Annotated in this window: 21 protein-coding genes; 14 read left to right on the top strand and 7 right to left on the bottom strand. The window is 58.1% G+C overall.

Going from position 1 to position 21953, the window contains the following annotated elements:
* The 5 genes from JJ917_14135 to JJ917_14115 all read right to left on the bottom strand — a co-directional run bounded on the left by JJ917_14135 (position 1) and on the right by JJ917_14115 (position 4474).
* Entirely contained in the window at positions 1–948 is a 948-nt protein-coding gene (locus tag JJ917_14135) for a carbohydrate kinase (protein MBO6699961.1), read from the bottom strand.
* Positions 949–1098: 150 nt separating this feature from the next.
* Positions 1099–2265 carry an MFS transporter gene (locus JJ917_14130; GenBank protein MBO6699960.1) on the bottom strand — a complete coding sequence of 389 codons (1167 nt, stop codon included), beginning with the start codon at positions 2263–2265 and terminating at the stop codon, positions 1099–1101.
* Positions 2266–2308: 43 nt separating this feature from the next.
* Positions 2309–2809, bottom strand: coding sequence for a helix-turn-helix transcriptional regulator (locus JJ917_14125; protein ID MBO6699959.1), 501 nt, complete (start codon positions 2807–2809; stop codon positions 2309–2311).
* Positions 2810–2982: 173 nt separating this feature from the next.
* Positions 2983–3612: a 2-hydroxychromene-2-carboxylate isomerase gene (locus JJ917_14120; GenBank protein MBO6699958.1), complete on the bottom strand. Its 630-nt coding sequence runs from the start codon at positions 3610–3612 to the stop codon at positions 2983–2985.
* Positions 3587–4474, bottom strand: coding sequence for a LysR family transcriptional regulator (locus JJ917_14115; protein ID MBO6699957.1), 888 nt, complete (start codon positions 4472–4474; stop codon positions 3587–3589). Before JJ917_14115 ends, JJ917_14120 begins: the two co-directional genes overlap by 26 nt.
* Before the next feature lie 134 nt (positions 4475–4608).
* Here JJ917_14115 and JJ917_14110 point away from each other — a divergent pair, with 134 nt between their 5' ends.
* The 3 genes from JJ917_14110 to JJ917_14100 all read left to right on the top strand — a co-directional run bounded on the left by JJ917_14110 (position 4609) and on the right by JJ917_14100 (position 6430).
* Positions 4609–5847, top strand: a complete 1239-nt coding sequence (locus JJ917_14110) for an MFS transporter (GenBank protein MBO6699956.1) — start codon at positions 4609–4611, stop codon at positions 5845–5847.
* Positions 5844–5987 (top strand): hypothetical protein, encoded by a 144-nt coding sequence (locus JJ917_14105; protein ID MBO6699955.1) that lies wholly within the window; start codon positions 5844–5846, stop codon positions 5985–5987. Before JJ917_14110 ends, JJ917_14105 begins: the two co-directional genes overlap by 4 nt.
* A 62-nt stretch (positions 5988–6049) precedes the next feature.
* A complete protein-coding gene (locus JJ917_14100) occupies positions 6050–6430 on the top strand; it encodes a hypothetical protein (GenBank protein MBO6699954.1) in 381 nt (126 codons plus the stop codon).
* Between the two features lie 146 nt (positions 6431–6576).
* Here the strand turns inward: JJ917_14100 and JJ917_14095 are convergent, their stop codons facing one another.
* The gene (locus JJ917_14095; protein MBO6699953.1) at positions 6577–6882 is read right to left on the bottom strand and encodes a carboxymuconolactone decarboxylase family protein; all 306 of its coding nucleotides are present in this window, start codon (positions 6880–6882) and stop codon (positions 6577–6579) included.
* Positions 6883–6894: 12 nt separating this feature from the next.
* Entirely contained in the window at positions 6895–7542 is a 648-nt protein-coding gene (locus JJ917_14090) for a helix-turn-helix domain-containing protein (protein MBO6699952.1), read from the bottom strand.
* A gap of 305 nt (positions 7543–7847) precedes the next feature.
* On the opposite strand from JJ917_14090, the gene JJ917_14085 reads away from it, so the two are divergent.
* From JJ917_14085 to JJ917_14035, 11 genes are all read left to right on the top strand, one after another.
* A complete protein-coding gene (locus JJ917_14085) occupies positions 7848–9260 on the top strand; it encodes an MFS transporter (protein ID MBO6699951.1) in 1413 nt (470 codons plus the stop codon).
* 83 nt (positions 9261–9343) lie between these two features.
* Complete coding sequence (locus JJ917_14080; GenBank protein ID MBO6699950.1) at positions 9344–10951, top strand: antiporter; 1608 nt, start codon at positions 9344–9346, stop codon at positions 10949–10951.
* Between the two features lie 68 nt (positions 10952–11019).
* Positions 11020–14754 carry a nitrate reductase subunit alpha gene (locus JJ917_14075; GenBank protein MBO6699949.1) on the top strand — a complete coding sequence of 1245 codons (3735 nt, stop codon included), beginning with the start codon at positions 11020–11022 and terminating at the stop codon, positions 14752–14754.
* Complete coding sequence (gene narH, locus JJ917_14070; protein ID MBO6699948.1) at positions 14751–16283, top strand: nitrate reductase subunit beta; 1533 nt, start codon at positions 14751–14753, stop codon at positions 16281–16283. The genes JJ917_14075 and narH overlap by 4 nt, the downstream gene beginning before the upstream one ends.
* A gap of 1 nt (position 16284) precedes the next feature.
* Complete coding sequence (gene narJ, locus JJ917_14065; protein ID MBO6699947.1) at positions 16285–17010, top strand: nitrate reductase molybdenum cofactor assembly chaperone; 726 nt, start codon at positions 16285–16287, stop codon at positions 17008–17010.
* Between the two features lie 12 nt (positions 17011–17022).
* Positions 17023–17781, top strand: coding sequence for a respiratory nitrate reductase subunit gamma (gene narI, locus JJ917_14060; GenBank protein MBO6699946.1), 759 nt, complete (start codon positions 17023–17025; stop codon positions 17779–17781).
* A gap of 4 nt (positions 17782–17785) precedes the next feature.
* Complete coding sequence (locus JJ917_14055; protein MBO6699945.1) at positions 17786–18628, top strand: peptidylprolyl isomerase; 843 nt, start codon at positions 17786–17788, stop codon at positions 18626–18628.
* Between the two features lie 34 nt (positions 18629–18662).
* Positions 18663–19235: a hypothetical protein gene (locus tag JJ917_14050; protein MBO6699944.1), complete on the top strand. Its 573-nt coding sequence runs from the start codon at positions 18663–18665 to the stop codon at positions 19233–19235.
* Position 19236: 1 nt separating this feature from the next.
* Complete coding sequence (locus JJ917_14045; protein MBO6699943.1) at positions 19237–19893, top strand: carbonic anhydrase; 657 nt, start codon at positions 19237–19239, stop codon at positions 19891–19893.
* Positions 19890–20408, top strand: coding sequence for a DUF2478 domain-containing protein (locus JJ917_14040; GenBank protein MBO6699942.1), 519 nt, complete (start codon positions 19890–19892; stop codon positions 20406–20408). Before JJ917_14045 ends, JJ917_14040 begins: the two co-directional genes overlap by 4 nt.
* Before the next feature lie 245 nt (positions 20409–20653).
* On the top strand, positions 20654–21919 hold the full coding sequence (locus JJ917_14035) for a carbohydrate ABC transporter substrate-binding protein (GenBank protein ID MBO6699941.1): 1266 nt from the start codon (positions 20654–20656) through the stop codon (positions 21917–21919).
* The last annotated feature ends 34 nt before the right edge of the window (positions 21920–21953 follow it).

The following is a 21953-nucleotide window of genomic DNA, read 5'->3' as shown; positions in this document are numbered from 1 at the left end:
TCAGTCCTCGCTCGCCAGGCGCTGCAGGACGTCTGCGCGCGGCGGCGGGGCGCAGCCAGACTGCTCGCAGTTCATGGCGGCCGCCGTTACGCCGTAACGCAAAATATCACCCAGTGCCTCACTGGTGAGACCGGCTAACGCGGTTGGCATTGTGAGATCCCGCAGCATCAACTCCGCCATCACCCCGCCCATTAAGGTATCGCCGGCGCCGACCGAATCGACGATTGCCGCCGGTCGGCCTTCAACCTCCACCAAGCCATCGCCGCAGAAGCCGAGTGCACCGTTTTCGCCCAGTGTCACCACGACCAGCCCGGCGGCTTGGCTAAGCCTGTCGGCGGCAAAGTCAGCGGGTGATTGGCCAGGCGCCAAGAACTCGAGATCTTCATCGCTTAGTCGAATAACCCCAGCCTTCGCCGCGATCGCTTCGATGCGCGCGCGCCAATCATCGACGTCAGACGTCATGGTCGGACGAGCGTTGGGGTCGAGCGCAATCATCGTTGTATCGGCATGTGCCAAGGCAAAGGCAGCAATGTTGTCGGCTCCCGGCTTGTCGATCAACGAGATCGAGCCAAACGAGAGAACATCGCCCTGTTCGGGCACGAACGCCGCCGGATCAGGATTCATCAGGGCTGTCGCCGACAGCGCATTGAAAAACGCGTAGCGTGCAACACCACCAGTCAGCTCAACAAAGGCCAGTGTGCAAGGGTCGTCGGTGCGCGGCGTGCGACGGGTTTCAACCCCATGCGCCTCAAGATCTGCAATCAGCCGTTCGCCAAAAAGATCGTTCGATATGGCACCCAGAAAGCCTGACTTAGCGCCCGCTTGGGCGGCGGCCTTGGCGGCGTTAAACGGCGAACCACCGGCGCGTGGCGCGAAGGCATCACCGGCGGGCGACATGGTCGGGACAAAGTCGATCAGCGCCTCGCCCATAAACCAAACCGTGCCCATGCCCTAGCATCCCCTTCATCCAGAACTGCCCTTCTTGTGCAGCAGGATCAAAGGGATAACAAGCGTCAACCTGTGGACGCCTGACGTCGCTGATGACCCTCAGGAGGAACCACTGGCGGCAGGCTCGGCGTCTAAGTCGGCAACACCATCTCATCTTGGTGCGCCTCGCGTTTTGGCAAGCAGCCAATGCAAGAGAATGCCCAGTAGGTAGAGAACCGCGATGGACAGGAACATTCCAATCTCGCCGAAATGGCCTGCAACAAAGATTAGAAGCGGCGTGCCGAGCAAATTTCCCAAATTACCAGCCTGCGCCATGAAGCCATAGGCAAGCGCTTGGTCTTTGGCTTCAGAGTTGAGTTCAGGAACCGCCGAGAAACTTGCCCCTTGGACAAGGCCCAATAACGCAAACAGGCCGACAGCAAAAAGCAATTGCAGGTTCAAGAAAACGTTGAACAGGACAAGCGCAGAGGCAAGCGCGAAACCAGCAATGATGATGGCGACGCTGGAATGCCGTCGGAGAAAGATCGGCACAACAACCAGAGCAACGGCGATACTGACAAGCGGCATGAGGCCTGCGGCCCAGATGCCTTGATCCCGCGGCAAGCGCTCTGGAAGCAGGGCGAGGAGCGAAACAAACGTTAACGTGTAAAGAAGCCAGCCCGCGCCAGGAGCAGCGATGCGCGGCGAGGTGTACGTTCTGATATGGGCTTTGACGATATCAGGATTTGCATCGCTCTTGGCGACAGCTTCCATCCTGGATTCTGGAACGGCCAGGGCCACCAAGACCGCAATAACGGCCAGATAGACGCCGTGGCCTCCAAGCAGAACGGTAAACCCGTCGGAGGCAACAAGTGGCATAACGACCCAAGCAACGATGGCAAAAGCAACACCGAAGAACGTGCTCCACAGCGTCATCGCGGGGCCGATATAGCGCTTGTCGCTCAACTGCGAGATCAGCGTCGGCGCAGATACGACAATGGCCAAATGCGACGCGCCTTCCACCAACCGACTGGCCAGCATCGGTCCAAAAGAGACCAGGGCGATCTGCCAAAAAGAGACGATCGCTCCAAGTGAAAGGCCAAAAAGGAGCACCCGCCGGGCGCCTAACCGTCCCACAACGTCCCCGGCCACAATCCCAAGCACCGCGCCGACCAGGCTGATCAATGAGAGCAACCACCCAATTTCGTTGCCAACCTCAGGAAAGGCTTCGCGGACAAGACCGAACGGGACCGCGATTTTCGCAAACTGGGCAGCCGCACCGAGCCCAGCGAACCATAGCAAGAAAACCAAAAAGACTTTGGATTGACGGAAGCACATAGCCTTGGGCTATGCGAAAGCAGGCAGCCAAGCCACGCATAAATTATGCATTGGCCCCAATCGCCGTAACCAGGCGCGCAGGCGTGCCGTCTGCGAGATAGATACGCTCCCACAGCATCCCACCTTCGCTGATCTTGATCTCGGGAAAGACTGCCTCGGATGTCATGACGGTTTTCGGCATCGGCACCACATCGTTCCACCAGCCATGGTCTTCGAGTTGGCTCTCAGCGAGGCGAATTTCCTCCGTTGCGAACCGCCAAAGAGACATCCCCAGCAAGCCACGGTCCGTCGAGTTCCAGTCTTTTGCGCGGCGTTTAGAGTAGGCAAGGCAAACGTGGCTCGCTTCATCGACAAGGTGGACGCAAAGCGACGCACTCTCGACAAGCCTCTTCAGCGCGGCATCATTGGTTCGCGCCGATGCCAGGCAGGCCAACGCGTCATGCTGAATCTGCGTCTCTGGCACATGGGCGCCACTTTCCCACCGAGAGATAGATGTTTGGCTGACGTCGAGCGCAGTGGCCAACGCCTCCTGCTTCAACCCCATGGCAACTCGCTGTCGCTTAAGGCGCTTTCCAAACGATGGAAACGACTGATTTTGCCCGTTCAGCATCTTGAGTTCCCTCCATCTAGAAAGCGCTTTGGGCGACCATTGCGACGCTCAGAGCGCCTGCGTTGGCACAGTTTTGAAACGCTACGGCATGGCGGATAATTCTGCCATTACAGCGCGCAGGCCCACTCAACAGCATCCTCCAGACGATCATCGCCCCAGAAGAGTTCGTCGCCCACACAAAACGTTGGCGCTCCAAAAACACCAATTTTCATGGCTTCGAGCGACTGTTGGCGCAACGCAGCTTTTGTTGAGACCTGCTGGGAACGGTCTATCCACGACCGCGCATCAACACCAACTGAAGTTAGTGCCAGAGTGAGAGTCTCGCGTTGCGAAATATCGGCGCCATCCTCGAACTGAGCTCTGAACATCGCTCGAGCAAAATCTCCCGACCAGGTTTCGCCATGAGCAGCCATCATCAATCGCGCTGCCGCCAAACCGTTGGCGGGAAAAACCTCTGGGCGTTTGAAGGGGAGACCATATTTGATGGCTCGCCTCTCAACATCACGCCACATGTACCGCCCCTTGGCTTCATCCATCACGAAGGGTGAAGTTTCCCATCCCTTGGCTTTGAATACCGGCCCCAGGAGAAACGGGCGCCAAACCAACGAAATGTTACTCTGGATGGCCAAGTCTTCAACGCGCATCACCGACAGGTAGGAGTAGGTGCTGGCGAACTCAAACCAGACTTCGAGCGGTTTCCGGTGTACCTGGTCAGCCACGGCGGCGGTCCGCCGCATCGATGAGGCCAACTGTCGTTTCGGCCAATATGTCGAGCATGGTGCTGGCCGCGCCTGAGAGATGGCTCGCGGTAAGCAGCCTGAGCTCCACATCATGCAGCTCTGGAAGGCTTGGCCAATCGCTGACGTCGACGATGTCAGGCGGTCGGTTGTGGTTGATACGCACGCCCACGCCAAAATGCGCCCTCAGTGCCGCCCAGACGGCTTGAAGGCTCGGTGTCGTCAGGGCAGCGTGCCATCGGGCGCCAGATTGGTCCAAAGCGCTGAGCGCCATCTGGCGAAACAGGCAAGGATGGTTGAACAGGACCAGCGGCAAAACCGCGGTTGCGGGGGACTCACTGAAACCGTCATGGGCCAGCCATTTCAGCGGCAGTTTGCAAAGCGCTTTTCCCTTCTGGCCTGAACCGCTTGGAAAGAACGCGATAGCCACATCAAGGCGACCAGCGTCGATTTCATCGCCGATGATGTGATTGTTTCCGGCCCGCACCGTCACATGAACATCCGGATGAAGTTCGGTGAAAGCACGTGTCGCCGCTGGCATGACGTCGTCGAAAAAGTCTTGCGGCAGGCCAAGGCGGATTGTCTCAGGCTCAACCGCAGCACCAACCGCTCGGGCAGCTTCATCATTCAGCGCGATGATCTGTCTGGCGTAATCAGCCAAAGCTTCCCCGGCTTCCGTCGGAACCAAACCTCGGCCTTGACGAGTGAAGAGTGGTGCCCCGGCCTGGAGCTCCAGCTTCTTCAATTGGCGGCTTATGGCCGGCTGCGACAAACCCAACTCATTGGCAGCCCGCGAGAAACTCTTCTGTTCAATTCCAGCAAGAACAGCGCGCAAGGCATCGATATCGAAATTGGTTCTCATATGCGAATTCCGAATACGAAACTTTCGATTAATTCGTTATTCGCAAGTGTAATCAGGTGTTAGCGTCGAGATCAAGAACAGGACTGATCGCAACATACGATCTGCGGTCAGCAAAACGATGAAATGATCTCGCAATGACCGACCTTGTATCAACGCAATCCCAAACGCCTTTCGTTCGCCGATCACTCATCGTCTTAATCGCTGGATCGATGATCGCGATGGTCGCCGTTGGGATGCGCCATTCTTTTGGATTGTTTCTTGATCCGGTCACACGGGAGCTGCAATCCATTGATCGCGAAGCCTTCGGATTGGCGGTCGCCCTGCAGAACTTGATGTGGGGATTGGCTCAGCCATTTGCTGGGATGATCGCTGATCGCTTCGGCACGTTCCGCGTGGTGTTTGCCGGAGGGGCGCTCTATGCGCTCGGTCTTCTGAGCGCAGCCCTGAGCTCGAGCGCTTTGGGGCTGACCATAGGGCTCGGTGTCTTGGTTGGCATGGGCTTGAGCGCCACGACCTATGCCGTCGTGCTTGGCGCTGTGGGCCGCCATTACCCGCCAGAGAAACGATCGACGGCTTTAGGCATCGCTTCGCTTGGCGGATCGATCGGGATATTTCTGTCGGTACCGTTGACCCTGAGCCTGATCGAGCAGTTTGGCTGGTCGGCAGCCTTTCTCGGACTTGCCATGATCGCGCTGGTCATTTGCCTGTTGGCGCCGCCGCTGGCCGGCCGACCGGAGACAACGGGCCCTGAGCAATCGATGGGTTCAGCCATCAACCAGGCGCTCCGGCATCGCGGGTTTGTACTTCTGTTGTTCGGGTTTTTCGTCTGCGGATTTCAGCTCGCCTTTATTGGGATACACCTGCCGGCCTACCTCCTTGATCGCGATATGGACGTTTGGCTTGGTGGCGCAGCGCTCGCCATGATTGGCGCCACCAACATCATTGGCACGCTGGTATGCGGGGCGCTTGGCGATCGTTTCAGCAAAAAGAACCTGCTTGCGCTTTTGTACCTCGTTCGAGCGGTTGTTGTCGCAGTGTTTGTTCTTCTTCCACCGTCAGCAATAACAACGCTGCTGTTTGCCGCTCTGATTGGTTTCACCTGGCTGGGGACCGTACCTCTGACCAGCGGGATCGTTGCCCAGGTGTTTGGACCTCGGTATCTAGCGACACTTGTCGGCATCGTCTTCCTGATGCACCAACTCGGCAGTTTCCTGGGCGCATGGATGGGCGGCTATGCCTTCGAGCGCTGGGGATCGTACGACCTGGTCTGGTGGACAGTTGTTCTGCTGGGGCTCCTAGCGACGCTGTTGCATTGGCCGATCAATGAGGAACCGCTCCGATCAAATAGCCTCATTGGGGAGTGCAGCGAATGATCCCCGTGAACCATCAACTACTTGCACTTGCCGGCATCTTTCTGTTGCTGACCGGGTTGATTTCCTGGGTGTGGGAAGCCGCGCTTGTCGGTTACGTCGACGTCTTTTTGGGCGCAGCACTGTTCCAAATCATCTGTTGAAGAGCCGACCGTTGGCCGCAACGAAATCCCCTATCCAACGTACCTAAACAAGGGAGGCGCACATGGGCGCCATCGAACCAAGGCAAGGCCCGATCCTACGAATTTTCCAAGTTCAGGCAATGCCTGGTCGGGCGACGGAGCTGCTCGCCAAATTCCGAACCACGTCTGCCGCTGTTGTTGACGGCCATATCGGCAACCAAGGCTACTTTTTTGGACAGGGTGTTGATGGTGAGACCGACAAGCTTGTGTTTGTCTCGCTATGGGCCGACATAGACGCGGTCAAACGACGATTTGGAGAGACATGGCAGAACTCGTATTTGCCAGAGGGTTATGAAGACCTCATCGCAAACCACGTCTTGCTCCACATCGACGCGACGGAAGGATGGCATGCAGACGTAGAAAGCTCGGATCCTGTGGAGTCGTCCCAATCGACGTCGGCTTAGCGGATGCTTCCAGCTGCACCCTTCGGTGGATCGACAACGCCCTAGTTGAAGACCGCTATTCGGGTAGCCGGCCAAAGACCTGAGAAAACCGCGCCGATTGCTATCAGGACCGGTCGAGCGCCTATCATCTGTCCTCAGCCTGCCGGCTAGCCTAAGTCTTCGATCCAGGTTTTGGCAGCGACGGCTTGTGGGAACCCAAGCGTCCCAATAGCGAGCATCGCCACTTGGATCATGTCATCCTTGGTCAACCCTTCGGCCAATCCGCGACGCGCATGGGAATGGACCGCGCCTTCCGAACCCGCACCGACGGCAAGTGCTAGTTTCACCAACCGTTTCTCGCGATCCGATAGTGGCCCAGCGTTGGCGCTCGCTTCCCCCAGCGCCTGATAGGCTTTCCAGACATCGGGATGGTCTTCGGCGATCGCGCCGGCAGCGCCTGGAAGCTTGGGCATCTTCAAAATCCTCTAAACAGTGAAATCATCGATCAGAACTTCCGGCTTGGCGAAGTTCGTCAGGTCATCAACGTCGTTGACGATGACGCGCGCACCATCCACTTCCACCCCATACCCTTGCAAGGTCTTGAAGGCGCGCGAGAGGTTTTCCGGTGTCATGCCGAGATAAGACGCCAGGCGACGCTTCTCCATCGGCAGATGGACGATGTCGCCTTCATCGCTGAACTTTCGTAACCGCAGCAGATAGTTCGCCAACCGCTCAATCGACGTGCGCAATTTTAGGTTCTTGGTGTTCTTGATGACACCGCGATAGCACTTGGCCAGTTCATCGACGATGGCGCGCGCAAAAACCGGGTCGGATGAAAACACCTCGCGTACGTCGGTGGACGGAAGCAGCACGATACGTGACTTTTCAAGAGTCCGCGCGGACATAAGGTAGGGTGCGTCGCGGATCGTCGCGGCCAAAATGAACGTCGAGACAGGCCTGACGGTGGCCATCGTTGTTTCACGGCCATTCCAGGCGGCGTAGAGCTCGACCGATCCACCGATCATCACGTGCAAAAAATCGCACGGATCGCCTTCGTTGATCAGCTCGATCATGGGTGGAAAATTCTGGACATAAGCGCCGCGAAACAGAGCCTCAAAACTCTCATCTGCCATGCCTGTGAACAGGCTAAGCGCGCGGATGTCGGCTTCTTCAGTCGGTTTCACAGTCGCTCGCGGCAAATCACTACGCCTAACATTTATCAAGCCTGGACATGATAAATGTCAATAGGCGAGTTGCGCTTTCCCGAACGTTAGCATGACGTTTTCACAAGGAGAAGCTGATCAATCTTAGGCATTGATTTATTTGAGTATTTCGAGACCTCCCACTTGATGTACGTCAAATTCGGCCTCTAAGGAAGCGCGCAGACACGTTCCGGTGCTTCAGCAATCCGGCTGGAGCAGAATGCCGGAGAGACGTGATGGAACTGCAAAATAAGGCCACCGCCCTGTGGTCGAACTTCCTCAAAGTAAACATGGTCCAAATTCGCACGTTCCACATGACGTGGTTCGCGTTTTTTGCCTGTTTCTTTGCCTGGTTTGGGATCGCACCTTTGATGTCGGTGGTGCGCGACGAACTGCAACTGACACCCGATCAAATCGGCTGGGCCATCATTGGTTCGGTTTCGATGACCATCTTCGCCCGCCTGTTCATTGGTTGGCTGTGCGACCGCATCGGGCCGCGCAAAGCGTATACCGGCCTGCTGCTTTTCGGTTCTTTGCCTGTGATGGGTATCGGCCTGGCACAGACGTTCGAGACCTTCCTTCTCTTCCGCGTTCTCATCGGTTGCATCGGCGCATCATTCGTCATCACCCAGTACCACACCAGCGTGATGTTTGCGCCCAATGTGGTCGGTCAAGCGAATGCCACATCGGCCGGATGGGGCAACCTTGGCGGCGGTGTCACCCAGTTTGTGATGCCACTGTTGTTCTCGGTGATGGTGATCGGCTTCGGGTTCTCAGAAGCCGTTGGGTGGCGCCTGTCGATGGTGGTCGTCGGCGTGATTATAATGCTGATCGGCATCGCCTATTTCTTTCTCACCCAGGACGCGCCTGACGGCAACTTCGATGACCTGCGCGCGCAGGGCAAGATGGAAGAGAAGAAGAAGGTCACCGGCAACTACATGCACGCTCTGGCCGACCCACGGGTCTGGGTATTGTTTGTGATCTACGGTGCCTGCTTCGGCATCGAGCTGACGGTGAACAACGTCGCAGCTCTCTACTTCATGGACTATTTTGACCTGACCCTGGTCACCGCCGGCTTCGTGGCGGCCTCGTTCGGTCTCATGAACATCTTTGCCCGCACGCTGGGCGGCATCTTCGGCGACAATTTCGGTTCGCTGTGGGGCCTCAGAGGTCGTGCCTTCTGGTTGTTCATCTGCCTGCTGTTTGAAGGCATCGCGCTGATGATCTTCAGCCAGATGCACGTGCTGTTCCTGGCGCTGCCATCGCTGATCGTCTTCTCCCTGTTCACGCAGATGGCCGAAGGCGCGACCTACTCGGTTGTTCCCTTCATCAACAAGAAGGCTCTCGGCGCCGTGGCGGGTGTCGTGGGTGCCGGCGGCAATGCCGGCGCCGTGCTCGCGGGCTTCCTGTTCAAGAACGTGATCGATTGGTCCGAAGCCTTCCTCATCCTGGGCATCGTCGTGACCTGCGCCTCCTTCCTCGCCTTCTTTGTTCGGTTCTCGAGCAAGCAGGAAGACGAAGAACGTGCGGCTTTCGCAGCGGCCAACATTGAGACGCTCAAGAGGAAAGCTGAGCGGGCCAATGCCGAGCTCGAAGAAGGGTTGGTCGCGATCGCCAATCGCAATCCCAAGCCCAGCCCGGCTGAGTAACGACAAGCCTTCACGAACCAGGGCGCGTGACATCCGGTCACGCGTCTCATCCCGACCGCCAAGACCCAATCAAGGACACGATAATGGGACAGGACCTGAGAAATTACACGCCAGACGATGAGGCCTTTTGGGCGTCATCGGGCAAGGCGATTGCCAATCGAAATCTATGGATCTCCATCCCCTCGCTGCTCTGCGGCTTCGCCGTATGGCTCTACTGGGGCATCATCACGGTCCAGATGATCAATCTGGGGTATCCGTTTGAGACCTCACAATTGTTCACGCTGACTGCGATCGCGGGTCTGTCCGGCGCGACGCTGCGCATTCCGGCGACCTTCTTCATTCGCATCGCCGGTGGTCGCAACACGATTTTCTTCACCACCGCACTGTTGATGATCCCTGCCGCCGGCACGGGCCTAGCGCTGCAGAACCCTGACACGCCGCTTTGGCAGTATCAGGCGCTGGCGCTGCTCTCCGGCATAGGTGGCGGCAACTTCGCAGCCTCCATGTCCAACATCTCGTTCTTCTTTCCCAAGAAGATCCAGGGCTATTCGCTGGGCATGAATGCCGGTCTTGGCAACTTCGGTGTCACGACCATGCAAATCGTGATCCCGCTGGTGATGACTTTTGGTCTGTTCGGTGGCGAGTCACAGACGCTGGTCAACACGTCCGGCACGCTGATCGGCCGTATCCCGGCCGGCACCGAAACCTTCATCCAAAACGCAGGTTTCGTCTGGCTGCTGGCACTCATCCCGCTCGCCTTCTTGGGCTGGTTCGGCATGAACAACATCCGCGATGAGCATGTCTCACCCAACATCCCGAACCCGATCGGTGCCTTCAGCATCATCGGTTTCATGTATGCGATCGGTCTTGCCGCCGCTGCCTTTGGCCTCTGGTTGATGTTGCCTGCGGCCGTCGGCGGCTCTGGCCTTGGCGTTTCGAAATGGTTCGTCCTGCCAATCGTGATCGTGCTGACGGTTGTCGCGCTGAAGTTCATTCCTGGCCAAGTGGGTCAAAACCTAACGCGCCAGTACAAAATCTTCAGCAACAAGCACACTTGGGCGATGACCATCATCTATGTGATGACCTTCGGCTCCTTCATCGGCTACTCCGCTGCCATGGGCCTGACCATCAAAGTGGTCTTCGGCTTCCAGCACATCATGGTCGATGGCGTGCTGACCCACGACACCGCAAACCCCAACGGTCCAAGCGCTTTGATGTTCGCCTGGATGGGTCCGTTCATCGGTGCCCTGATCCGTCCGCTGGGTGGTGTTTGGGCTGACAAAGCCGGTGGCGCGAAGGTGACGCAGATCATCTCCGTCGTCATGGTCGCCTGTGCCGTTGCTCTGGCCTACATCCTGCAACAGGCCTACGCCTCGGCGACGCCGGAAGAGTATTTCATCCCCTTCCTGCTTCTGTTCCTGGTGCTGTTTGCAGCAACCGGCATCGGCAATGGCTCGACCTTCCGCACGATCGCCGTGGCGTTCAACAAAGAACAGGCCGGCCCTGTCCTCGGTTGGACGTCGGCGGTGGCCGCCTATGGCGCCTTCCTGATCCCACAGATCTTCGGCGAACAGCTACGCGCCGGGTCCCCTGAGCTGGCCCTTTATGGCTTTGCGATCTTCTACACGGTCTGCATTGTCATCAACTGGTGGTTCTACCTGCGGCCAGGCGCCTACATCAAAAATCCCTGATTTTTGAACGCTCTAGCTGCGCCGCATCGGGGCGGCGCAGCTCCCCATTCTTTGTAAGGAAAACGACCATGAGCCACCTGCTCGACAGACTGAATTTCCTACAGTCGAAAGAACTGGAACAATTCTCCAACGGCCACGGACAGATCACACGCGAAAGCCGCGATTGGGAGGATACCTATCGCAACCGGTGGCGGCACGACAAAGTGGTGCGCTCCACCCATGGCGTGAACTGCACCGGATCGTGCTCGTGGAAGATTTACGTCAAGTCGGGCATCGTGACCTGGGAAACGCAGCAGACGGACTATCCGCGCACGCGTCCCGATCTGCCCAACCACGAACCGCGCGGCTGTGCCCGCGGCGCCAGCTACTCCTGGTATCTCTATTCGGCCAACCGGGTGAAAAATCCACTGGTGCGTGGGCGCCTGATGAAGGTGTGGCGTAAGCTGCGCCAAACGCTCGGCCCCATCGAGGCTTGGACCAAGCTGCAGAGCGATCCTATCCTGCGCGCAAGCTATGTCGAGACCCGCGGCAAGGGCGGCTTTGTCCGCGCCACCTGGGATGAAGCGACAGAAATAACCGCCGCTGCCAACGCTTACACCGCCAAGACTTATGGCCCGGACCGGGTGTTTGGCTTCTCCCCCATTCCGGCCATGTCGATGGTCTCTTATGCCGCTGGCTCGCGCTATCTCTCGCTGCTCGGCGGTGTCTGCATGAGCTTTTACGACTGGTATTGTGATCTGCCGCCGGCCTCTCCGATGACCTGGGGTGAGCAGACCGACGTTCCAGAGTCGGCGGACTGGTACAATGCGGGCTACCTGTTGCTCTGGGGCTCCAATGTCCCTCAGACACGCACGCCTGACGCGCACTTCTACACCGAGGCCCGTTACAAGGGCACCAAATCGGCGGTCATCTGCCCCGACTATTCGGAAGCGGCCAAATTCGGCGACGTTTGGCTGAACGTAAAGCAGGGCACCGATGCTGCACTTGCCATGGCGTTTGGCCATGTGATCCTGCGCGAGTTCCATCTCGATCAGCAAACGCCGTACTTCGAGGATTACACCCGCAAATACTCCGATTTCCCGATGCTGGTGAAGTTGGAAGAGAAAGACGGCAAGCTGGTCGCCGGCCGTTTCCTGCGCGCCGATGATCTCGATGGCAAGCTGGGCGAAGACAACAATCCAGAGTGGAAAACCATCGCCTATGACGAGACCTCTGAGGGGCTCGTCGCGCCCAATGGCTCCATTGGCTACCGCTGGGGCGAGGATGGCGAGTGGAACCTAGAAGAACGGGCGTCAAAGGCCGATACGCGCTTGAAGATGACGTTCGTTCTGGAAGACGATCATGACGACGTCGTCGGTGTCGACTTCCCTTACTTTGGCGGAGAGGCCATCGGTCAGTTCGCAACCGACGCCGACCATCCCAACGTTCTGACCCGCAACATTCCAGTCAAGAAGATCAAGACAGCCGACGGCGACGCCTATGTCGCCACGGTTTTTGATCTGTTCTGCGCCAATTATGGCCTCGACCGTGGATTGGGCGGTGACTGGGTCTCCAAAGACTATGCCGACGAGACGCCCGGCACGCCTGCCTGGGCCGAAAAGATCACCGGTGTGTCGGCCGACAAAATCATCCATGTCGCCCGCGAGTTCGCGCAAAACGCCGAGATCACAGAAGGCAAGTCAATGGTGATCATCGGCGCGGCGATGAACCACTGGTACCACATGGACATGAACTATCGCGGCGTCATCAACATGTTGGTGATGTGCGGTTGTGTCGGCAAATCCGGTGGCGGCTGGGCGCATTATGTTGGCCAGGAGAAGCTGCGTCCGCAGACTGGTTGGCAGCCTCTGGCCTTTGCGCTCGATTGGGGCCGCCCACCACGGCACATGAACTCAACCTCGGCCTGGTACGCCCATTCTGATCAGTGGCGCTATGAAACGCTGAACGCCGATGAGATCATCTCACCCACGGCGCCTGAAGGCGACTGGGACATCAACCTCATCGACTACAATATTCGCGCAGAGCGGATGGGCTGGTTGCCGTCGGCACCGCAGCTGAAAACCAATCCGTTGCAGGTTGCCAAAGCCGCCAAGTCAGCTGGCAAAGAGATCCCTGCCTATGTGACTGAGCAGCTGAAATCCGGCGATCTGGAAATGGCCTGCGAGGATCCTGATGATCCCGCCAACTGGCCGCGCAACCTCTTTGTCTGGCGCTCCAACCTGCTCGGTTCATCGGGAAAAGGGCACGAATATTTCCTCAAGCATCTGCTCGGCACTGACCACGGTGTGATGGGCAAGGATCTGGGCGAGGAAGGCGCGCAGCTGCCCAAGGAAGCCAAATGGCATAAGGACGGTCCACGCGGAAAACTCGACCTGCTCGTGACGATCGATTTCCGCATGTCTACCACCTGCGTCTACTCCGACATCGTTCTGCCGACGGCCTCTTGGTACGAAAAAGACGACATGAACACCTCGGATATGCATCCGTTCATCCACCCGCTTCAGGCGGCCGTGGACCCGGCCTACGAGTCAAAGTCGGATTGGGAAATCTTCAAGTCGATCGCCAAGAAGTTCCAGGACATTGCTCCGGGCTATCTGGATCAGGAAACCGACATCGTCGCGCTGCCGATCCTTCACGATACTCCAGGTGAAATCGCCCAAGATCAGGTCAAAGACTGGAAGAAGGGCGAATGCGACCTTATCCCCGGCAAGACCGCGCCAGCCTATGTGGCCGTCGAGCGGGATTATGCCGCGATCCACGACCGCTTCACTGCGCTCGGTCCCTTGATGGACAAGCTCGGCAATGGTGGCAAAGGCATCACCTGGAACACGCAAACCGAGATCGACAATCTGGCCGCCCTCAACGGCACCCAGCTTGAAGGATCGGCGAGCGGTCGTCCGAAGATCGAAACGGCGATTGATGCCTGCGAAGTCATCTTGATGCTGGCGCCCGAAACCAATGGCGAAGTGGCCGTGAAGGCCTGGGAGTCGCTGAGCAAGGCTACTGGGCGTGAACACGCGCACTTGGCCGAGGGCGAGCATCACAACAAGATACGCTTTCACGATATCGCAGCGCAGCCGCGCAAGATCATCTCCTCACCCACCTGGTCGGGCATTGAGTCGGAGAAGGTGAGCTACAATGCCGGCTATACCAATGTGCATGAGCTGATCCCCTGGCGCACGCTGACGGGTCGCCAGCAGCTCTATCAGGATCACCTTTGGATGCGCGCGTTTGGCGAAGGCTTCATGTCCTATCGGCCACCTGTTGATCTGAAGACGATCACCGATGAGGTGCATACCGACAAGGGCAGCCCACACGTGGTGCTGAACTTCATCACGCCGCACCAGAAATGGGGCATCCACTCCACCTACACCGACAATCTGTTGATGCTGACGCTCAACCGTGGGGGGCCAGTGATCTGGATCAGTGAGAACGACGCGGCAACCGCCGGCATCGTCGATAATGATTGGGTGGAACTTTACAACGTCAACGGCGCTTTGACGGCACGTGCGGTGGTTTCCCAGCGGATCAAGGACGGCACGACGTTCATGTATCACGCGCAGGAAAAGATCGTGAACACGCCAGGTTCTGAGAAGACAGGCCATCGCGGCGGCATCCACAATTCGGTGACCCGCGCCACGCTCAAACCTACCCACATGATCGGCGCTTACGCCCAACAATCCTACGGTTTCAACTACTACGGAACCGTCGGCTCAAACCGGGATGAGTTTGTCGTCGTTCGCAAGATGCAGAAGGTCGACTGGCTCGACCGTGAAGCCCCCCAGAAGGAGGCCGTCCAATGAGAGTACGCGCGCAAATCGGCATGGTGCTGAATCTCGACAAATGCATCGGGTGCCACACCTGCTCAGTAACCTGCAAGAATGTTTGGACGAGCCGGGAGGGTGTTGAGTACGCCTGGTTCAATAATGTCGAAACCAAACCTGGCACCGGCTATCCGACGGACTGGGAGAACCAGGCCCGCTGGAACGGCGGTTGGGAACGCACGGCTTCCGGCAAGCTTCAGCCCAAACAGGGCGCGAAGTGGCGCATCCTGTCGAACATTTTCGGCAATCCCGATCTGCCTGAAATCGACGACTATTACGAGCCGTTTGACTTCGATTACGACCATCTGAAATCAGCCCCGGAAATGGAGGCGTTCCCCACGGCACGTCCCCGTTCAAAAATCACCGGCGAGCGAATTGAGAAGATCGAGAAGGGGCCGAACTGGGAAGAAATTCTCGGCGGCGAGTTCTCCAAGCGCTCGGAGGATTACAACTTCGAGGGCATCCAGAAGGAGATCTACGGCGAGTACGAGAACACCTTCATGATGTACCTGCCACGGTTGTGTGAGCACTGCCTCAACCCAACCTGCGCCGCCTCTTGCCCATCCGGCGCGATCTACAAGCGCGAGGAAGATGGCATTGTTCTCATCGACCAGGAAAAGTGCCGCGGCTGGCGGATGTGCGTCTCCGGCTGCCCGTACAAAAAGGTCTATTACAACTGGGAATCGGGCAAATCCGAGAAGTGCACGCTGTGTTACCCGCGCATTGAATCGGGCAACCCAACGGTTTGTTCAGAAACCTGCGTTGGTCGCATCCGCTATCTCGGCGTGATGCTCTACGATGCTGACAAGATCGAACAGGCTGCCAGCGCCGGCAAAGAAACCGATCTTTATGACGCCCAGCTCGATGTTTTCCTCGACCCCAATGATCGTGAGGTGATCGCTGCGGCTCGCCGCGACGGCATCCCTGAGGACTGGATCAAATCGGCCAAGGAAAGTCCAATCTGGAAGATGGCGATGGTCTGGAAAGTGGCGTTCCCGCTACACCCGGAATACCGCACGCTTCCCATGGTTTGGTACATCCCGCCTCTGTCTCCAATCCAGAACGCAGCCCAAGCTGGCAAGATCGGGATGGATGGCGCGATGCCGGATGTGAACTCACTTCGCATTCCGGTGAAGTATCTGGCCAACATGCTGACCGCCGGTGATGAGGTGCCCGTTGTGCAGGCGTTGGAACGCATGCTCGCCATGCGCGCCTACATGCGGGCCAAAACGGTGGAGGGCGTCACGGATGCGGCCATCGCTGCGCGGGTCGATCTCAGCCCGACCATCATCGAGGACATGTACAAGATCATGGCCCTTGCCGATTACGAGGATCGGTTCGTCATCCCAACAACCCACCGCGAGCAAGTCGAAGACGCCTACGACCTCAAGGGTGGCTGCGGCTTCACCGACGGCAATGGCTGCTCAACCGGCGATTCCGGCTCGCTGTTCGGAGGCAAGAAAAAGGCTCTGAAAATGCCGGAAGCCATGGGTCAAGGAGGACGTTGATATGATCGATCGCACACTCAAAGCCCTGTCGCTTATCCTCAGCTATCCAACCGTTGAGCTGCAACAGGCCATGCCGCAGATTGGTGGCGTGTTGGCCTCCGAAAACCGTCTCACCGCAGCGGCGCGCCATGACCTTCGACCGCTGGTCGAGGAGCTTTCAAGCAGGGACATCTATGAGCTGGAAGAGCAGTTTGTCATGCTCTTCGACCGTTCACGCACGCTCTCGCTCAACCTGTTTGAGCATGTCCACGGCGAAAGCCGCGACCGTGGCGGGGCGATGGTCAGTTTGATTGAGACCTACCGTGAAGGTGGGTTCGATCCGGTGACCAGCGAGCTGCCGGATCATCTTCCGGTTCTGCTGGAGTTCCTGTCCACGCGGCCAGCGGCTGAAGCACGCGATACGCTGGCCGATGCCGCGCATATCTTCAGCGCGCTCAGCGAACGGCTGGTGCGCCGCGAGAGCGTTTATGCCGCCGTCTTCAATGCGCTGGTGGAGCTTTCAGGCGTCCATGCCGACAAGCAGGCCGTGGCCAATCTATTGGAAGAGCCGGAGGTCGATCCCAACGATCTGGAAGCACTGGATAAGGTTTGGGAGGAAAGCGAAGTTCTCTTTGGTCCCGACCCGAATGCCGGCTGCCCGCAAGTGCGCGACATGCTCGCGCGCATGGATGAACCCATCAACCCGGCCCCCAACACCGCACCGGCCCATCTGCCGGCAGCCGAATAGGGAGGAAAGACCATGTTTCCCAACTTTGATATCGACTTCATCATCTTCGGCATCATGCCCTATGCGGCACTGACCATTTTGGTGGTCGGGTCTATCGCACGCTATGAACGCGATCCATTCACCTGGAAAAGCTCCTCCAGCCAGCTCCTGCGCCGCAAGCAGCTGATCTTGGGATCGGTGCTGTTCCATGTCGGCATCATCGTCGTGTTCTTCGGCCATTTGCTCGGGCTCTTCACGCCGATCTGGATCCTTGATCTGCTCGGCGTGCCCTATGCACTCAAGCAATGGGCTGCGGTGCTCATTGGTGGCTTTTTTGGTGTCATAGCTCTGATCGGCAGCAGCCTGCTTTTGCATCGCCGCTTGACCGATCCGCGCATCCGTCAGACGTCGAGCTTCGCCGATATCGGCATCATGGTGCTGATCTGGCTGCAGCTTCTCATCGGATTGGGCACGATTTTCTTGACGCTTCAGCACATGGACGGTGCGGAGATGGTTCTCTTCATGAACTGGTCGCAAAGCATCGTCTCGTGGAACATCAATGCCTGGGTCAACGTCATCGACGTGCATTGGATGTACAAGCTGCACATCTTCCTTGGGCTGCTGATCACGGCACTGTTCCCGTTTACCCGGTTGGTGCACATCTGGTCGGGCTTTGCCGCACCATTCCGCTATCTGTTCGGGCGAACCGGCTATCAGATTGTGCGGTCGAGGCGCCAAACCCCACTCGCTCCGGCAAGACAAGACGCTCCATCGTCCATGCCGGCGGAGTGATGCGATGAAACACGCAACCCACACACTTGCTCATGCTGGCGCCCCCAATGGGGCCCAGCAGACACGAGGGTCCGTGGTCGTCAATGGCGAGACCATCACACCGGAAGCCATTGGACTTGAAGCGCAGAACCACACCGCGCCCAAGAACAAGCCGGGCACCGCCTGGAACCAAGCCGCTCGCGCCATGGCCGTGCGCCTACTTTTGCTCCAGGCTGCGCGCCGCAAAGGCTTGAAACCTGAACCTGTCGAGGTCGGACCTGGCCGGTTTGAAACCGAAGAAGAGGCGCTCATTCGCGCGCTTCTTGAAGACACGATCACGGTGCAACGCCCAAACGAGGATGACGTTCACGCGTCCTGGGCGCGAGACCCGGAGCGCTTTCGCTCACCACCTTTGTGGGAGGTCTCTCACATCTTGGTCGCCTGCGACATGAGCAACCCCGAAGACCGGGTTGGCGGATTCAAGCGGGCTGTTGATCTCGCAAAGCTGGTCCATGCCGAGCCCAAGAACTTTGCTCGCCTTGCGGCCGACCACAGCGATTGCGGGTCCAAAGCCAATGGCGGCATGCTCGGTCAACTGTCACCCGGCGACAGCGTACCGGAGTTTGAGAAAGCTCTGCACGGTCTTGGCGAAGGTGAAATCACCGCCAAGCCAGTCGCATCGCGTCACGGATTCCATATCGTACGCATGGATGCTCTGGCGCTTGGAGAGGTTCTGCCGTTCAGCGCTGTGCGCGACAAGCTTGCCGATGCCATGGAAAAGGCCGCTTGGGCGCGAGAGGCGCGCAAGCTCATGGCCAAGCTGACGCAAGACGCGAGCATAGAGGGACTGAGTTTGGACGCTGATTGATTACACCGCGGGACCAACGCGAAAGGTCAAGACGATGCTTGCCATGCAAACCCAACGTCGGGGCGATTGTCTGGAACCGACCCGATCCTTGCTGATCGAAGATCCGATCAGCTTTCTGGCGGAGGACCACCTGCGGCAACGGCAAATTTGCGCCATGCTCGGCCACATCGTGGATGATGCCACGCCTGAGTTTCGATCCATGGGGCTGTCACTGGCGTTTCTGCGGCATGAGTTTTTGCTCCACAATGCCGACGAACGCGCTGGGCTTTTCCCGCTCATGATTGAACGCTGTGAACCGGAGGATGAAATTGAACTCATCATCTCGCGCGTTCAGGAGGATCATGAGGTGGCGCAGGACATGGCCAAGCATGTCTGTCGCGCACTGGAGTGCATCATGGAGGATGACCGCCTGCCGAACGAGGAAGAGCGCGCCTGCATCAAGCGCTTTGTTGCCAAGTGCCAGCGCTATCTCATTTGGGAAAATGCCATCATTCTGAGGTTGGCGCGCGCTCGGCTCACACAAGACGATCTTTCCAAGCTCGCGCGTCAGATGCTTTTGCGCCGTGGTCTGATTGAGCCAGCGTATACGACACCGAAGGACACCTGAGATGGTTGAAAGACTGCTAGCGCGCAACGTGGAATGGTCGGTCAAACGAAACGAGCAAGACCCCGACTACTTTGCCCGGCTCGCTGAACAACAAGCGCCCGATTACTTCTGGATCGGGTGCTCAGACAGCCGCGTGCCGGCCAACGTTGTGGCCGGCCTTGATCCTGGCGAGGTGTTTGTTCACCGCAATGTTGCCAACGTCGTCCACTCCTCCGACATGAACTTGCTCAGCGCGCTGGAATACGCCCTTGAAGCGCTGCAAGTGCGACAGGTCATTGTCTGCGGCCATTATGGGTGCGGCGGCGTCAAAGCGGCGACGGAAAGCCTGCCACACGGCCTTGCCGACCACTGGCTGGAACCCATCCGCCGTCTCGCCCGCGCCTATGCGGTGGACTTAGCGCAGGCCCAATCGAACGAGGAGAAACAAAACAAGCTCGCCGAGCTCAACGTCATTGAGGGCGTGCTGCGGGTTTCAGAAACACCGATCGTTCAGCGCGCCTGGCAGCGCGGACAACCGGTCGCCGTCCATGGCCTCATCTACGGTCTCAGCGATGGGCGGCTGCGCAATCTCAACTGCACCGTGAGCGCAGGGCATTTGGATCGCGAGCCGTCGCCAACCGATACACGTGTCCACGTGCCCAAAGGAAACAAACAATGAAAATCGCCTACACCATGATGCCGGGCCGAGGCGATATGGACCGGTTGCTTTCCGGCCTTGCCGAACAACTGGATGGGGCCGGGCTTTGCGTGCGCGGCGTCGTCCAATCCAACCAGGAACGACCCGGGGATCACCCTTGCGACATGGACGTCAAAGTTCTGCCGGATGGGCCGGAACTGCGGATTTCGCAGGCCTTGGGCAAGGGTTCGCGCGGCTGCCGCCTCGACACGTCCATCCTTGAGAAGGCGGCCGTTACCGTCGAAGAGAGCCTCGAGCCAGAAGCCGATCTGCTCTTGATCAATAAGTTCGGCAAGCACGAGGCCCAAGGCCGCGGCTTGGCGCAGGCAATCGCCAAGGCTGTTGAGCTGGAAGTCCCTGTCATCTGCGGGTTGAACGAGCTCAACAAACAGGCGTTTATCGAATTTACGGGCGGCGAGGCTGTCGCTTTACCGCCACGGCTCGACGCCATGGTGCGGTGGGTTACGGATGCGCGGTTCAACAACTGCGCCGCCTAGCACCGCCCTGTTGCTCATTCGCGACCTTCGTAAACGATGAGCAGGTCGCATCGGTCACCTACGCATTTTCTCGCATATCGATGGGATTGACCACGTCAGTAGAGAATTTTTATTTCCATTTTTCAGAAACTTAAGAGACCTTGGGTTGCAATTCAAAATTAATAATAAAATTATTGACGAAAATATCGATGCAAGGAATAGTCAGCTCCACGGTCCGCGAGAGACCGAACAAGGGAGTTGTCTCAATGAACAGAATTCTAAAGGCATCGGTGCTCGGCATCGCAGCACTGAGCGCGACCACGGCCTTATCACATGCGCAGACCATTTCGCTGTGGAGCCATTGGGCTGACCAGCAAGCCAAAGTCGATTTCGTTGAAGGGGCAGCTCGCGCATTCGAAGCTGCCAATCCAGGCGTCACCGTCGAGATCACCTGGTATCAAAAGGATGCTTTGTACGCCGCGCTGCGTACTGCGCTGACAGCAGGACAGGCGCCTGACATTTTCTATGCTGAGCCGGATCAGACCGAATACATGGCCAATGATTTGGTGCTCGATCTTTCCGATCGGCTGAACTGGGAGAACATCGAGCCCTGGGCGACAGAGGTCTGGGGCTATGAAGACGGCGTTTACGGCTTTCCGCTGGAGGCCTGGACCGTTGAATCCTACGTCAACACCGATGTTCTTGCCGATCTCGGCGTCGACTACCCCGTTGCCGGACTCGAAGGTGCGGCCTTCATCGCGGCGGTTGAAGCGGCTGCCGCTGCTAATGTGACGCCGCTAGCGCAAGGTGTGGGCGACCGCCCCTATCCAGGCGCGTTCCTCATCCATGAGATTCTTTTGAAGCGCATCGGTGCGGACGATTACCGCTCACTGCTGCGCGGTGAAGGCGTTGAATGGACGGATCCCCGTGTGCGTGAAGCTTTGGAGTACGCGCACCAGATCATCGAAGCCGGCGCCTTCCCAGCCTCCTTTTCTTCTCTCAAGCTCGGCGAAGCGCACCGCTACTTCCACACCACACCGGGTGCCATGATGTTCCAGATGGGTTCGTTCTATCCATCGCGCGCCTTTGCTGCGCCTGATGAGGGCGGCCAGCCGGACGGTTTCCCGCTTGGCATCGTCAACAGCCCTATCCCGCCCAATGCGGAATGCGCGGAGTGCAAAACCATCGCCGTTGGCGGCTCTTTTGTCGTCAATGCGGCCACCGAGTATCCAGACGTCGCCGTTGACTTCCTCAACTCTATGGCAACGCCAGAGATGGGTAACGCCTGGCTGGAAGCCAATCTTGTGCAGACCGGCATTCGCGCCGATCCATCATCGCTCACAGGGGACAACGCAACCTACTTCCAGATGCTGGCAGCGGCCAATGAAGGTGCGCAATACACATTCGGCATTCCTGTTCAGCAAATGACAGGCGAGGCACGTGAAACGTTCACGCAGACCATCAACCAGGCTTTTCCTGCCGGCTTAATCGGCGTGGATGAAGTGATCGAGTTGATGAGCGCAGCCTACTAGAGCGCGCAACCCACCACCTGAGTCCTCCCGACGC

The organism is Hyphomicrobiales bacterium (assembly GCA_017642935.1).
Classification (GTDB): Bacteria; Pseudomonadota; Alphaproteobacteria; order Rhizobiales; family MH13; genus MH13.
This window is presented reverse-complemented; position numbering and strand designations above follow the sequence as displayed.